This window comes from Terriglobia bacterium, from assembly GCA_036496425.1.
GTDB lineage: Bacteria > Acidobacteriota > Terriglobia > 20CM-2-55-15 > 20CM-2-55-15 > 20CM-2-55-15.
In genome coordinates, this window is record DASXLG010000267.1 from 1 (window position 1) to 13,393 (window position 13,393).

Here is a 13,393-nt window from a genome sequence, read left to right on the forward strand (position 1 = left end):
TTTTGGACTGCTCGTCGCCTATGGACTGCTATTTCCGGACCGGCTGATCTACCTCTACATGATCATCCCGATACGCGCGAAGTGGTTCGTGATCATCTTCGGGGCGATCACCTTCCTGTCCGCCATCTCCAACAATAACAGCGGCGTCGCGTACATCACCCACCTCGGTGGAATGGCCGTCGGCTTCGTTTATGTCAAGCGCGGGCGCATGATTCCCGATCTGCGGTCCAAGTACGATCGATGGCAGCGAAACCGTCTCCGCCGCAAGTTCGAGGTCTACTACAACGATCGCCACCGCCCCGAGGACGATCAGCAAAAATGGCGCCGCTGGCGAAACTAGAGCCGGCCGAACGCTTCCGCTCGTACAACCGCTGGCTTCAGGACAAATTCGGCGAACGCGTCTACAAGGTCATCGTCGATGCGGGATTCACCTGCCCGAACCGTGACGGAACAGTTGCCGTCGGCGGCTGCGCCTACTGCAATAACAATTCGTTCCGGCCACCCTCGGCGATCAAGACCGCCCCCATTCGAGATCAGGTCCGGGAAGGCATCGAATACGTCCGCAGGCGATTCCATGCCCACAAGTTCATCATCTACTTTCAGCCCTTCTCGAACACCTACGCCGAAACCGGATATTTGCGGCAGCTATACACCGAGGCCATCGATCACCCCGAGGTTGTCGGCCTGGCGATCGGCACAAGGCCCGACTGCATCGATCCGGAAAAGATCGCGATGATCAATGAAATTGCACAGCAAACATTCGTTTCGCTGGAATTCGGCGTCGAATCGATTTACGACGAGACCTTGAAGCGGGTGAATCGCGGCCACGATTATGCGGCGTTTGTGCGCGCGGTCGAGATGACGCGCGGCCGCTCGATCCACATCGGCACACACCTGATTCTCGGCTTCCCGTGGGAAACTCGCGCACAATGGCTCGCCATGGCCGACGAGATGTCGCGCGTCGGCATCGACGCTTTGAAAATTCACCACCTTCACGTCGTGCGGGGAACCGCTCTCGCAGCTCAATATGCCCGCGAGCCGTTTCGTGTACTCGGCTACGAGGAATATCTGGATTTGCTGTGTGAATTCGTCGAACGGCTCCATCCGAATATCGTCATCGAGCGCATGTTCGGTGAAGCGCCCTTCGGGCTACTGGTCGCGCCGAATTGGGGGCGTTCAAAGAACGACCTGGTGCTGGACATCAAGAGGATTTTCGAAGAGCGGAATATCCGGCAAGGTTCAAAAAGAAATTAGCCACAAAAGGCACATAAGGGATCTCTTTTGTGCCTTTTGTGGCTAATCTTCTGTTGCCAATCTTACGACGAACGGCTTCAGATCGTGGCTGCGAAGTTCCGCGACAATCTTGTTTGCGGTCTCCATATCGGGCTCGCCGATGCGAACCCGGTACAACACCTTATCTGCAGACGTGGGTTGAACGGTTACACCCATGTATTTCTTCTCGAGTTTTTTCGCCAATTCTTCGGCTTTCTTCTGGTTCTCGAATGCAGCCACCTGTACCGCAAACGGCGCAGGCGGGATCGGCGCCTTCGCGAATTCGCCTTCCTTCAGCACAATGAGCTTGACGGGTGCGATTCCCGGCCCGACCAGGTCGATCTGTTTCGCAGCGAGCAACGACAGGTCGATGACCCGGCCTTTGACAAACGGCCCGCGATCGTTGATCCGCACATCCACCTGGCGGCCGTTGGTTTTGTTCGTGACGCGCACCATCGTGTTGAACGGAAGCGTGCGATGCGCGGCCGTCAATTGCTGGTAGGTGTCGAAGATTTCGCCGTTCGCGGTTTTCCGGCCGTTGTAAGGCTCGGCATAGTAGGATGCCAGGCCTTCCAGTTCCGAGGGTGAGATGGAACCCGGCTGGGGCGCCTTGACCCGAACATTCTTGTGCCCGCAAGCCGACAGAAAAACGAGCGACGCGATAACGAATGCCAGACGACGCACGGAACTGTAATAACATACCGGCGTCTTTCACCACAACAGTTTGCTGCGATGGGACGGCCTGAGCCCCACGGCTGGTACAAAACTTGATTTCGACATGGCTTGTGAGCGACTGCGCTAGAATTGTCGGTTCATGGTTCTTGCACTACTGACATCCGCTCTTTTATCAATTATTTGCTTTGTCACGACGATGCTTATGGGGTTCGGGGTTGTGAAAGTGGCGCTCGCCCAGCATGTGCTCTTAGGCTTCTTCACGACATTTCTCGTGACGCTGTCGCAGAGCATGACGATGTTTTACTTCATCGGCACCGGCAAACACGTCAAGGATCTGGTGGTCGCCCTGCCCTCGGGGCCTCAGTTCGTTCAGCGCACGAAGGTTTTCAAAGCGCAGGCTTTTCCTCCGGCTCTGTGGGCGATGCTCTTCACCATGGCAACCATGATCATCGGCGGGGGCGTGCACACGCATGTCGCCTGGACACCGCCGATCCTTCATGCGGCGCTTGCGGTGTTATCGTTGTACTTCAATGTCGTAGCGTTTTACAGGAACGCGAAGTACATGATCGAGAACAACATCCTCATGGAGGAACTCGATCGCGTGCTCGGGGCGTAGGCGCGTGCGCGCTCTGCTCTCCCGGCTGACACACTCCTCGCGGCTGGAATCTCCCGAGCTCGAAACGGCCGAACAGATCGATGCCTTCATCGATTCACGCGCCCTCGAATACGCCACGAAAATCGAAGACGATTTCGTCAAACGCGCTTTGGGACTTGGCGTCGACGGCGGCATGATTCTCGACGTGGGCACACGTGTCGGGCTGATCGTCCTCAAAGTGCTCTGGCAGAACGAAAACTTTTACGCCATCGGCATGGATCGATCGAGCCTGATGATCGATCGCGCCCGGGAGACGGCTACGGCCTGGGAACTTGAAGAACGCGCGTTTTTCCAGGTCGGCGATGCGCGGAAAATGCGGCTGAAGACGGGCTATTTCGATCTCGTCATCTCCGACTCGACACTGCATGTGTTCGACGATCCGTTGTCCGTCCTGCAGGAAATGGGCCGCGTTCTGAAACCAAGAGGGGGTCTCCTGATTCGCGATCTCAAGAGACCGCGCCGGTTTCAAATGCAGCGCGCCATCGAGACGCATACCGCGAGATACGGCAGCCGCATGCGGGCGCATGTCGAGACAACTCTCCGCGCGGGATTCACACGCGGTGAAATCGAAGGACTTCTGCAGGCTTCCGGACTGGAGCGTGTACGACTGACGGAAGACGAAACCCATTTCCTGATCGAACGCACCGGCGAAAGCGATCCCAATTCCTGGATCAAGGCGAGGGAGCAATACCGGTGAAAGTTCTCATCATTGGCGGGAACGCCGCCGGACTCACCGCGGCCGCGCGCGCCAAGCGGATCGACCCGCGGCTCGACATCACCGTCCTCGAGAAGAGCCCCGACATCTCGTACAGCACATGCGGCATTCCGTACTTCCTCGCGAAGATGGTGACCGACGACGATCTGATCTCGTATACGCCCGAGTCTTTCCAGAAAGAGCGCGGCATCAAGGTTCAGAATCAGACGAAGGCCGATGAGATCGTGCCGGGACGCAAACGAGTGTTGTGCACACGAACCGATACGGGCGAACGGACGGAAGTCTCCTTCGATCGCCTCCTGATCGCAACCGGCGTCAAACCCCGATTGCCCGACATCCCCGGTACGAACCTCCGGAACGTATTCACTTTGACCAATCTCCAGGACGCCCTTCGAATCCACGACGCCCTCCCACAGACCCAGAGCGTCGCTATCATCGGAGCCGGCTATGTCGGACTGGAGATGACAGAATCACTTCACGCCCTGGGTAAGACAGTTCACCTGTACGAGCGTGAGGCTCACGTCCTCCCCGGTCTCGATGCGGACATGGCCCAGATCGTCGAATACGAACTGCGGCGATTCGGCGTCCGGCTTTCCACAAGCGCCAAGGTGCTCGCGCTGGTCGGCAGTGACAACAAATTGACCGGCGTGAAGGCCGCGAGTGGTCTGGGAATCGCTCCGGCTGAGATGGTATTGCTGGACACCGGAGTGGGACCGAACGTGGAACTCGCTCAAGCGGCGGGAATTCAAACCGGTGTGACGGGAGGGATTTCCATCAACACATACATGGAAACGAACGTGCCGGGGATTTTTGCGGCTGGTAACTGCGCCGAGACGTTCTGTGCGATCCGGCGGCGGCCGGTGTTGAACTACATTGGAACCGTCGCCGCCAAGCAAGGCCGGGTGGCCGGCGAGAACATGGCTGCAGGGCGCGCAAAGTTTTTCGGGGCGCTAGGTACCACGGTCTTGAAGGTTTTCGATCTGGCGGTCGCTCGAACGGGCCTCTGCTCGGAAGACGCGGCCGCGGAAGGCATGCCGGTGGTTTCGGCGCGGATCGAAGCGCTGGATCGCGCGGCATACTATCCGGCGGCCCGGAAGATCTGGGTGAAACTGATCGTCGAGCGGGAAGGCCGGAAGCTGGTTGGAGCCCAGGTCGTCGGCTATGGCGACGCTTCGAAACGAGTCGACGTCGCGGCTACGGCGATCACAGCCGGCCTGAGGATCGACGAACTGGCCCAGCTCGATCTGGCCTATTCGCCGCCTTACGGGAACCTCTGGGACCCTTTGCTGATCGCCGCTCAAGCGGTGTTGCGAAATCTGGCTCTATGATAAAATGCCGCGCAGTTTATGGCGCGAAGCGCAAGCGCGACAGCGCGCAGCAAAAATGAAGGAGCAGTGCATTGCCATGAGGTTGAGTCTTCCTCGATTAATCGTAGTAATACTGGCGCTGGCTTCCCCGGCCGTCGCCCAACGATTGGAACTTCCGAGTCAAGGTCTGGAAAACCGCGTCGAGTTCTGGAAGAAGGTTTACACGCAATACGGCATGGACGATGTCATCATCCATGACCGGATCCACGTCAACCTCATATATGACGTCGCCGCCAGGGGCGAACAGGATTCGAAAATCGACGCTATTCAGCAGGCCATCGATGAGATCCGCGGCAATCTCGCAACTCCGGACAATCTAAGCTCTTACGCAAAGCAAATCCGCTCCGCGATCATGGCGAACGGTGTCCCCCTGACGGACGAATCTCTTGCCGATCTGAAGGACAACGTCCATACGCAGCTTGGAATCAAAGAGCGGTTCCGCGACGGTGTCGTCCGCTCAGGCCGCTATCTCGAGGCATTCCAGCAGATTTTTGAAAAGCAGGGGTTGCCTGCTGAAATTGCGCTGCTCCCATTCGTCGAATCATCCTTCGAAAACCGCGCCCTTTCGACAGCAGGCGCCGCCGGAATCTGGCAGTTCACTCGCGGAACCGGCCGGATGTATATGAATGTCAACCGCAAGGTCGATGAACGCCTCGATCCCGCGAAAGCGACGCGTGCTGCGGCTCGTCTCCTGATGGACAATTACAACGCATTGGGAACCTGGCCGCTTGCCATCACGGCTTATAACCACGGCCGCGCCGGCATGCTGCGGGCGCAAAGCGAGGTCGGCTCTTCCGACATCACCAAAGTCATCAATGAATACCGCGGCCCCGCCTTCGGGTACGCTTCGATGAACTTTTATTCGGAATTCCTGGCGGCCATCGATGTCTACGACAACTACGAGCAGTATTTCGGGCAGCTCGCGCTGGACACGCCTTCAATGAAACAGGGTGTCACCCCCGTTCGGGTTGCGTCGAAAACGCCGGCGCCTCGGGCGCAAACCGCGAAAACCGCGGCGGCCAGCAACGACAAATACCGGGTTCGCAAGGGCGATACTCTTGGCGAGATCGCGCAGAAGTTTGGTATAAGCGTCCGGGACCTGATGGACACAAATAACCTGCGTAACTCGGTTATTCACGCCGGTCAAATCCTACTGGTACATTAGGGCTGTAAGCGCGGTCATAATTTAGGGCCGCGCGCTATCGCGCTTGCGCTTCGCGGCCGCGCTTACAGTACGCCTAGAGTTTCTGCAGCTCCGAATCCAGATGTTCGAGCGTGCGCTGCAAGAGCGCACGATAGCGCCCATCGCGAGTCGACTCCAACGCCGTTACCGTTCGGGAGCGGGCGAGGAGAATTCCATCTTTTTTGGATTTTTGTTCGATTTCGCGGCGGCTTGGCTTTTTCTTGTTCGAATCCTGGCCTTCGGCTGCACGTTCAGTGATTTGATTTTCTACAGATTTACTTTCCCAACCACGTGCCACCTCTCCAGTATAGCGCGGATAACTGTAGAATGTCCGAATGGACGAACGAAGGCGGGACCGGCTTCTGGTAGGCTTTGTTGCCGCACTGATCATTGTCAACGCATTCCTGTACTTTCTGTATCATGACGAGACCTTCGTTCATATCGACGCGATTGCGCACGTCAACAAAGCCCGTGGATTGTTCGATAATTCTGCGCCTGGTTTGAGGCAACTGGGCACCGTCTGGCTGCCGCTGCCGCACATTTTGATGGCGCCTTTCGCCGCCATCGACCCGTTGTGGAGAAATGGCGCAGCCGGCAGCCTGATCAGCATTGTTTCTTTTATCGGAACAAGCCTCTTCCTGTACTCCGCCGGCTATGCGTGGACCGGAGCACCTGTGGTCGGCTGGGTCGCTTTCCTGCTCTTCGCTTTGAATCCGCACATCATTTATTTGTTCAGCACGCCGGAAAATGAGCCGCTCATGATCTGTTGCGCGACGGGGCTTCTTTACTATCTGATCCGCTGGACTCAGGACGAGGCCTGGAAGGACCTCGCTCTGGCCGGTCTGTTCGCATTTGCCGGCGCCTGGACGCGCTATGAAGGCTGGGCCCTGGCTGCGGCGGCCTGCATCATGGTGCCGATCGTGACCCGAAAAAAACGCCTGGAAGCATCCATTCTTTTCGCGGGCGCCGCTTCGGTTGGACCGCTGTTATGGATGATCTTCAACTGGATTTACTTTGAAGACCCCTTGATGTTCGCATTAGGCACAGGATCGGCCCAGGTAAACAGCACCGGAAAAGCATTTGGAACGGCCGGCAACTTGTGGGACTCGGCTGTCCGCTACTTCGTCGACGTGGCCTACAGCCTCAATCCCGGCGTGTTGTGGCTGGGTATCGGCGGCTTCGCTTTGGCGGTCTTTCTGTTACGGCATTACAACTGGCGTCCGGCTCTGGTCATGATTGTGGGGAGCGCTTCACTGTTCAGCTTCTATGTCCTGAACCTTTATACCAACAACATTTCGATTCTGCTGCCGGGCGTCGTGAAAGACGATCTCGAATCCACATACAACGTGCGCTATGGCACGATCATGGCCGCGGCGGTTCCGCTGTTTGCCGCGCTCTTCGTGTTCATCGTCTGGCGGCAGGTGGAGCGGCGCCGTGCCTTCGCGTTGTTGATGCTGGCGCCGCTGGTGTTGCCCGATCCGACTCCGGCCGCGATCCATGAGGGCGCGGATGACCAGTTCACTCGAAATCTTTTTTATCGAGAAGCCATCCATAACCAGAGCTTCTGGATGCCGCCCTTTGTGGAGGTCGCACAAAAACTGAAGACGGACATCGATTCGCGGCCCCAGGACAACGGCCTCATCCTGACCGACACCCGCATCGTTCACGTCGTCGTCTGGGCTACAGGAATTCCAATGCGCCGCTTTATCACCGAGATGAATCCGCCGGCCTGGCGGCTGAGCCTGATCAGCATCGATCCTCGCGCCCGATGGGTCATTACCGAAGAAGGCGACACCCTGTGGTACGCCCGCGGGAAATGGCTCGCGAAAAACTGGATCGAGGCCGCCAGTGCGAAAACCGACGCCACCGGCCGGGTGCATCTTTTCAGGCGCCCGTAGCCATCTGACCCCTTGCGCCGCGATGACACCACGTTATAATCCGCCCGCCTATGGAAACAGTTATGACAAAAGCAACATTGCGCGGGACGGAACGTCTGGCCCAGACAGTGGCCGCGCTGGCCAGGCTGCTGGATCAGACCATGAATGACATTCACACATTGGATTCCGAATTCCATGAGGAAGTTGAACGGAATGCCGGTGAAGTGAAGCGGCTGCGTGAGGCCTCCGGCAACTGGGAGGCGGAGCGGGCCGGGCTGCTGGTCGAATGTGAGCGTGCCCGGGATCTGGTGGAACAGATCAAGCGGGAGCACGAACAGGCGCTGTCCGATTCGGATGAAGCCGCGGCAATCGCGCTGGAACGCCAGGTTACGAGCCAGATTGAGCGCGCCGGCGCCGAAATGACGTCCCGTTGGGAAGCGGATCGCGCCACGCTGCAATCCGAGCGCAATCGCGCCCAACAGCGCTTCGCCGACATGGCAGCCGAATGTGACGCTCTGCGGGCGGCATTGGAACAGGCCCGGCAGGCGCCGCCTCCTGCGGCAGCGAAACAGCCGGGTCCGGATACGGAGGCGATTCAATCGGAGATGGCGCGAGTCGAAGGCTTGATTCAGGTCATCTCAAAGATCGTGGAAGATCCGAATACCGAGTTGGCTGTCGTCATTCGCAAAAACGTCGAGCGGGCGGAGCTGGAGTCTTATCTCCGGGGGCTCCGCTTCATGAGCGCAACACCGTAGTAGCCGGCTATTCGCCGAGTTTCAAAGCAAGCGGTATGTCTGTATCGACGCACCGGATGCCGGTGGTATCCCGGATCGCCGTAAACTTCCACTGACGCACCGCGTCCTGAACGGTCTTCGCAAGCAGCGGATTGCTCTCCTGCACTCCCGTCACGGTGACGTCACCGGTCTCGCCGATTCTCACCTTCACGTGGACCAGTACGCCTCCCTTGTTCTTCAGGTAGTTTCGAAGGTCGTCTGTGATGACGGGGGCGACGCGAGTCTTCAGACGGGCCATCGCGAGCGGCGACTGCATCTCCATGCAGCCTTGCGGCGTGTTGACCTTGGTGACGACCGGTTGCGCCGCAGCAAGGGCTACCTTGGCTTCCTCCGCACAAGGCTTCATCTGATTGCGGAGATCCTCGCCGAATGACGGTTCAGGGAGAAGATCTGTAATCTGGCCCCGGATCGCCTTCATATTGGCGGTCTCGGTTCCTGCACAGGTTTTGTTCCAGCTGTCGACGAGGCCGGACAATGCTTTCCGGTACGCCTCCGTCACTTGAGTGATCGTCTTCGTATCACCGTTACCGGCGGCAGATTTGATGGTGCGATAATCGGCGGCCGCCGCGGGCAGGTCATGCGCGTTAAAGTCACGCTGCCACTGGCCGAGCAACCGGTCCTGTCCAACCTGCAATTTGTCGCGGGTAAGGTCGGCATATTCTCGAGCCAGTTCGTGTTCCGGCGAAAGACTCAAGGCCGCTTCGAAGCTGGATAAGGCGCCGGTGAAGTCGCCTGCTTTGTAAGAGGCCATGCCCGTTCTGAACAACGCTTCCGCCGCCTGTGGAGCCAGGGCGGCAAGGACGGGACATTTGGATCCCACGGACCGGAGCAGATCCAGAAACTTGCCGGTCTGCCCGCTTTCGACGTCGGTGCGCGCCTCGGTTTGCGCCGCATAGCAGCGCTCCTTCGCCTGTTCGGATCTGGCGTCATCCGCCACCGAGATCACTTTCGGCGAAAACTGCTGGGCATCGAGCATGTAATCCGGATTTAAAGCGAAGAGCTCCATGAGCGAGGACTTTGCCTTCGCGTTGTCGTTCAAGCCGAGATACGCAAGCGCGAGACGCAGTTTTGTATCGATTCTGTCGTTCAGGTCTCCGTGCTGTTCCGAGAGCGTCTGGTCAATCCGCGTCAACAGTTCAACCGACTCGCCGAAGTGAGCGCTGTAATATAAGGCCTCCGCATGGGCCAGGGCGTCTTTAATTTCGGCCTGAGGTGAAGGGCCGGTCAGGGACTGAAAACCGGCTAACAAAACGAAAACGATGTGAAACATAAAAACCTCTAGTGAAAGTCCACCTGGATTGTCGTGTCGTTTTCTGTCACCCGGTGGGTTTTCGAAGTGAAATTCGGATTCTCGAACACGAGAACGCCGCCGATCGGAACGCTTATGCCGCTGAGGGGCGTCTGTCCCAGCTCGCGGCGCGAAGCGCCGTCGACGAACACATGAGCCCATGGCTTCGCATTGATCTGGACGGTTGTTGGAAAGGTGACGGACGCGCTTGTGGTGTCGTCGGCCTTGATCTCGTGAGTAATCACAGTGCGCAGCGCACCATGACGGTATTCCAGGGTTTGCTGTCCTGCCGGCAACTGCAGCGTCGCCGGCGTCGATCCGAGATACTTCCCGCCTTGATAGATATCCGCCGCCGTCGGCGAGCTCACCGCGAGTCTCCCGAACGAAGGCGGCGCCGGCGCAGCAGGAACCGGAGCGGGTACAGGAGCGGGATGCGTTGTTTCCGCAACCTGGAGCGGGGCGGTTGGAGCGGCGGAAACCTCCTCCGGCGTCAGGGAAAGCTTCGCGTCCTGCACGACCGGAACTTCAGACACGGATGCCGCGAGACTCGACTGATCCGCAGTCTGTGTTCCTGGACCAGGCGTATAAGCGGTGGATGCCGTGCTGGAGCTCATCCCGTGGGTTTGTTCAATCCAGACCAGGCCGCCTCCGAGCGCAATAATGAAAACCATTCCGAACAGAACCTTCGATTTCGATCGCTTTTTCTTTGCACTCCCCAGGCTTGCAAACAACGGCGGCGCGGTGGCAGTGGCTGTAAACGACAGATCATCGTCGCGCAAAGCTTGCTGCGGCTGTGGTGGCAACTGTGGCGGCGGGGCCGGAGACGGATTCGGAGCTGGAGCCGGCGCAAGCTTGACGGGCACGCCTCGGACACTCTGCAAAAGGATACTGGCCTCTTCGTTGTCAGGATCCATGCGAAGCGCCTTGATCAGGATGATCTCGGCTGCCTTTCGATATTTCCGCTTTTCCTCATCGCTGCCGGCCTGCTCAATCAAGCCTCGCGCGTCGCGCAAATCCTGTTGAATATTTGTCTTCGTGAATTCTTGATTTGACATATGGCAAGCAAGCGCTGGCACGGGGCAGGCCATAAGTGCGAAATCATTGAGGGGAAATGGCTTAGCGCTTTCAAGGACCGGCTTGTTCAATAAACTTGGTGGAAATTCGACAGAAAAGAGCCCGGCGCTGCCGGGCCGCTACGCAGTTCGCAGACACGCAAATCCGCCGTTATTGGTAAATCAACCTGAACCTTACTGTGACGTTTACGGAGGAACGGGTCGGAGCCCCATTTAACCTGGCGGGGGCATAGCGCCATTGCCGAACCGCTTCGACGGCGGAATCGATCAGCAATGGATGGCCGTCGATTGCGCTGACGTTTTCCAGTCTGCCGGATTCGGTGATGTCCGCTTGAATGGTCACGTCGCCTTCGACTCTGGCCGTTCGCGCGATTTGCGGATATACGGGAATCATCTTCTTTAACAGGCGCGCGGGTTCCACCCGCAGTGTCCGGGGCGCAAGATGGCTGGGAATCTCGACAGACGCCTGCTGCGGTTCAGTTTCGGGCGGCGCGGGCGCGGGGATATCCGAGGATCCGGTTTGCAGGTATGGCATGTCTTGCAGGCGCCCCGGCAACGATCCCGGGGAACCAGACTCCGATGCCAGAATACCGCTGATGGAAGTGTCGATCTCCGACGGAGCCGCCGGCGGGTTCGTATCGTTCCCGCCGGCCGGCTGATCATTAACTGGCCCCACCGAAGCGGCCGGAAGGATAGGCGGAATCGAACCGCCCTTGGAAGGTGTGTTCTCTTCCGGTTCCGGCAGCCAGAGCGCGTGGTGCTCAGCGGATGAATAGACGACCTGCACTCTGGAGAACCGCTGCGGAGGAGGCCTGTATTGCCAAAAGAGAATGGCGAGCATAGCGTGACCGGCTACAGACGCGGAAAGACCAGACAAACTGGCAGACCGCCGCAAACGTGCCGTGTCGAACATGCAACGGGAAGCTGCATGCCCTAAGCCGCATCATGTAAGACAGACGTTGAATTGCTTGTCCGTTTCAATAAACATTCGACGTCCGCACGGATGTGCGTTACGTTGCATCCATGAACTGGCTGATGAAAGAAGAACCCGATCACTACAGTTTCGACGACCTCGTGCGCGACGGCAAAACGGCGTGGACCGGAGTGCGGAATCCGCTGGCGCAAAAACATCTTCGATCCATGAACAAGGGAGACCGGATTTTCTACTATCACACCGGCAGCGTGAAAGCCGTCGTGGGCATCGCGAAGGCCGCGTCGGCGCCCTACGCGGATCCGGACGATGCGAACGGAAAACTCCATGCCATCGACGTCGTACCTGTAAAGAAGCTGAAATCGCCTGTGACGCTTGCCGCGGTGAAAGCGGACAAAGCATTCAGCTCATTTCCGCTGGTCCGGATGTCACGCCTGTCCGTGATGCCCGTCACCGATGATGAATGGAACCGCATCGAAAAGATGGCTGCTGAGGGTCCAGTGGAAGGGCGTTAGGGCTTTCCAGACGGCGGCTGCCAGAATTCAATCTTATTCCCGTCCAGGTCATAGATCCAGGCAAAGCGGCCGTAGGATTCGTCCATTCGTTTGGCATCAATCTTTCCTCCCTCCTGTTTCAAGCGATCGAGCAAAGTGATACCGTCACCCGCGTCGCCCTGTAAGATGCAAAAGGGGAATCGTCCCGGTTCCCCTTTTGCTCTCCTCCCTCCGCAACCCTAGGGTTTAGCCTTATTCGAACTGCTTCCGGAACTCCGCAAACTGCCGCTTGAGGTCTTCGAGTTCCTGTTCCAGTTTGCCGATGCGATCGAGTTGGGGTTCCGGTTCCGGTTGGGATTCCGATTCGATCAGTTCAACTTCGCCGGACAGAAGATGCGCGTATCGAGTCTCTTTGTGGCCGGCTTGCCGCGGAAGCCGCGCAACCAAGGGCGGCTCACCGGATATCAGTGAGTTCAGTGCCATCTCGACTTCGTCGAGACCCTGGAAATCATATAGACGATTTGTCCGCGTTCGAATTTCGCCGACGGTCTGCGGACCGCGGAGCATCAGCACATCCATCACGGCGATAGCGGGCCTGCCCCAGTTCATTGCTTCGTAAACAATATGGCGATATTTCGTTACGCGTGACTCCGACCGGTCCACAAAGACAACCAGTTTCCTTTCGCGAAGCGTGTCCAATGCACGCGCGATCGTTGCCTCATCGAAATGAACGACAGGATTGCGGTTCGACGACTGATTGCACGCGGACATCAGCGCGTTCAGCGAGAGCGGATAGTAATCGGGCGTCGTGATCTCTTTCTCGATCAGCGATCCCAGAACACGGACTTCAACGTCGTTTAATATGGGATTCATTTTCGATTTGGACCGGCGTAATCCGGTCCGCGGGAGTAAATCCGAAGATGCGGGAATAGAAGTAAATCTCGGCTTCGATCGATCGCTGAATATTGGCGGCTTCGCGGAAGCCGTGGCCTTCGGTGGGAAATACGACATACGCGAACGGCAAGCTCTTTGCCCGGAGCGCCGCGATCATCGTCTCGGCCTGGGAAGG

The 13,393-nt window shown here is 58.0% G+C and carries 16 protein-coding genes; 9 read left to right on the top strand and 7 right to left on the bottom strand.

Annotated elements, in window-relative coordinates; all coding sequences use genetic code 11:
- Positions 1–340 (top strand): rhomboid family intramembrane serine protease (locus VGK48_19355; GenBank protein HEY2383337.1); only part of this gene is annotated, 340 nt, incomplete at its 5' end.
- A complete protein-coding gene (locus VGK48_19360) occupies positions 319–1,254 on the top strand; it encodes a TIGR01212 family radical SAM protein (GenBank protein HEY2383338.1) in 936 nt (311 codons plus the stop codon). The genes VGK48_19355 and VGK48_19360, both read left to right, overlap by 22 nt.
- Positions 1,255–1,296: 42 nt before the next feature.
- On the opposite strand, the gene VGK48_19365 is transcribed toward VGK48_19360, so the two are convergent.
- Positions 1,297–1,956: a septal ring lytic transglycosylase RlpA family protein gene (locus VGK48_19365; GenBank protein HEY2383339.1), complete on the bottom strand. Its 660-nt coding sequence runs from the start codon at positions 1,954–1,956 to the stop codon at positions 1,297–1,299.
- 187 nt (positions 1,957–2,143) lie between these two features.
- Here VGK48_19365 and VGK48_19370 point away from each other — a divergent pair, with 187 nt between their 5' ends.
- Genes VGK48_19370 through VGK48_19385 form a run of 4 tightly spaced genes read left to right on the top strand, consistent with a single transcriptional unit; the run spans position 2,144 to position 5,849 of the window.
- A complete protein-coding gene (locus tag VGK48_19370; GenBank protein HEY2383340.1) occupies positions 2,144–2,563 on the top strand; it encodes a hypothetical protein in 420 nt (139 codons plus the stop codon).
- 4 nt (positions 2,564–2,567) lie between these two features.
- Entirely contained in the window at positions 2,568–3,299 is a 732-nt protein-coding gene (locus VGK48_19375; GenBank protein ID HEY2383341.1) for a class I SAM-dependent methyltransferase, read from the top strand.
- The gene (locus tag VGK48_19380; protein HEY2383342.1) at positions 3,296–4,645 is read left to right on the top strand and encodes an FAD-dependent oxidoreductase; all 1,350 of its coding nucleotides are present in this window, start codon (positions 3,296–3,298) and stop codon (positions 4,643–4,645) included. The genes VGK48_19375 and VGK48_19380 overlap by 4 nt, the downstream gene beginning before the upstream one ends.
- 55 nt (positions 4,646–4,700) lie before the next feature.
- Positions 4,701–5,849 carry a transglycosylase SLT domain-containing protein gene (locus VGK48_19385; protein HEY2383343.1) on the top strand — a complete coding sequence of 383 codons (1,149 nt, stop codon included), beginning with the start codon at positions 4,701–4,703 and terminating at the stop codon, positions 5,847–5,849.
- 73 nt (positions 5,850–5,922) lie between these two features.
- Here the strand turns inward: VGK48_19385 and VGK48_19390 are convergent, their stop codons facing one another.
- Positions 5,923–6,165, bottom strand: a complete 243-nt coding sequence (locus VGK48_19390) for a hypothetical protein (GenBank protein ID HEY2383344.1) — start codon at positions 6,163–6,165, stop codon at positions 5,923–5,925.
- 37 nt (positions 6,166–6,202) lie between these two features.
- On the opposite strand from VGK48_19390, the gene VGK48_19395 reads away from it, so the two are divergent.
- A complete protein-coding gene (locus tag VGK48_19395) occupies positions 6,203–7,765 on the top strand; it encodes a glycosyltransferase family 39 protein (GenBank protein ID HEY2383345.1) in 1,563 nt (520 codons plus the stop codon).
- A 62-nt stretch (positions 7,766–7,827) separates the two neighbouring features.
- Entirely contained in the window at positions 7,828–8,499 is a 672-nt protein-coding gene (locus VGK48_19400; protein HEY2383346.1) for a hypothetical protein, read from the top strand.
- Between the two features lie 7 nt (positions 8,500–8,506).
- On the opposite strand, the gene VGK48_19405 is transcribed toward VGK48_19400, so the two are convergent.
- The 3 genes from VGK48_19405 to VGK48_19415 all read right to left on the bottom strand — a co-directional run bounded on the left by VGK48_19405 (position 8,507) and on the right by VGK48_19415 (position 11,740).
- Positions 8,507–9,808: a tetratricopeptide repeat protein gene (locus VGK48_19405; protein HEY2383347.1), complete on the bottom strand. Its 1,302-nt coding sequence runs from the start codon at positions 9,806–9,808 to the stop codon at positions 8,507–8,509.
- Between the two features lie 8 nt (positions 9,809–9,816).
- On the bottom strand, positions 9,817–10,881 hold the full coding sequence (locus tag VGK48_19410; protein ID HEY2383348.1) for a PEGA domain-containing protein: 1,065 nt from the start codon (positions 10,879–10,881) through the stop codon (positions 9,817–9,819).
- 169 nt (positions 10,882–11,050) lie between these two features.
- A complete protein-coding gene (locus tag VGK48_19415) occupies positions 11,051–11,740 on the bottom strand; it encodes an energy transducer TonB (GenBank protein HEY2383349.1) in 690 nt (229 codons plus the stop codon).
- A 182-nt stretch (positions 11,741–11,922) separates the two neighbouring features.
- Here VGK48_19415 and VGK48_19420 point away from each other — a divergent pair, with 182 nt between their 5' ends.
- Complete coding sequence (locus VGK48_19420) at positions 11,923–12,345, top strand: EVE domain-containing protein (protein ID HEY2383350.1); 423 nt, start codon at positions 11,923–11,925, stop codon at positions 12,343–12,345.
- 231 nt (positions 12,346–12,576) lie between these two features.
- Here VGK48_19420 and VGK48_19425 read toward each other — a convergent pair whose 3' ends face one another.
- Both VGK48_19425 and VGK48_19430 read right to left on the bottom strand, forming a co-directional pair.
- A complete protein-coding gene (locus VGK48_19425) occupies positions 12,577–13,197 on the bottom strand; it encodes a YceH family protein (protein ID HEY2383351.1) in 621 nt (206 codons plus the stop codon).
- Positions 13,172–13,393, bottom strand: a 222-nt coding sequence (locus VGK48_19430; protein HEY2383352.1) for a prolyl oligopeptidase family serine peptidase, incomplete at its 5' end; no start/stop codon positions are given. The genes VGK48_19425 and VGK48_19430, both read right to left, overlap by 26 nt.

What these genes read in the sequence shown, in the direction of transcription:
- VGK48_19410 (HEY2383348.1), bottom strand. Translation starts at nt 10,881, where the DNA reads ATGTCAAATCAAGAATTCACGAAGACAAATATTCAACAGGATTTGCGC.
- VGK48_19420 (HEY2383350.1), top strand. Translation starts at nt 11,923, where the DNA reads ATGAACTGGCTGATGAAAGAAGAACCCGATCACTACAGTTTCGACGAC.
- VGK48_19400 (HEY2383346.1), top strand. Translation starts at nt 7,828, where the DNA reads ATGACAAAAGCAACATTGCGCGGGACGGAACGTCTGGCCCAGACAGTG.
- VGK48_19415 (HEY2383349.1), bottom strand. Translation starts at nt 11,740, where the DNA reads ATGCTCGCCATTCTCTTTTGGCAATACAGGCCTCCTCCGCAGCGGTTC.
- VGK48_19370 (HEY2383340.1), top strand. Translation starts at nt 2,144, where the DNA reads ATGCTTATGGGGTTCGGGGTTGTGAAAGTGGCGCTCGCCCAGCATGTG.
- VGK48_19385 (HEY2383343.1), top strand. Translation starts at nt 4,701, where the DNA reads ATGAAGGAGCAGTGCATTGCCATGAGGTTGAGTCTTCCTCGATTAATC.
- VGK48_19360 (HEY2383338.1), top strand. Translation starts at nt 319, where the DNA reads ATGGCGCCGCTGGCGAAACTAGAGCCGGCCGAACGCTTCCGCTCGTAC.
- VGK48_19425 (HEY2383351.1), bottom strand. Translation starts at nt 13,197, where the DNA reads ATGAATCCCATATTAAACGACGTTGAAGTCCGTGTTCTGGGATCGCTG.
- VGK48_19395 (HEY2383345.1), top strand. Translation starts at nt 6,203, where the DNA reads ATGGACGAACGAAGGCGGGACCGGCTTCTGGTAGGCTTTGTTGCCGCA.
- VGK48_19405 (HEY2383347.1), bottom strand. Translation starts at nt 9,808, where the DNA reads ATGTTTCACATCGTTTTCGTTTTGTTAGCCGGTTTTCAGTCCCTGACC.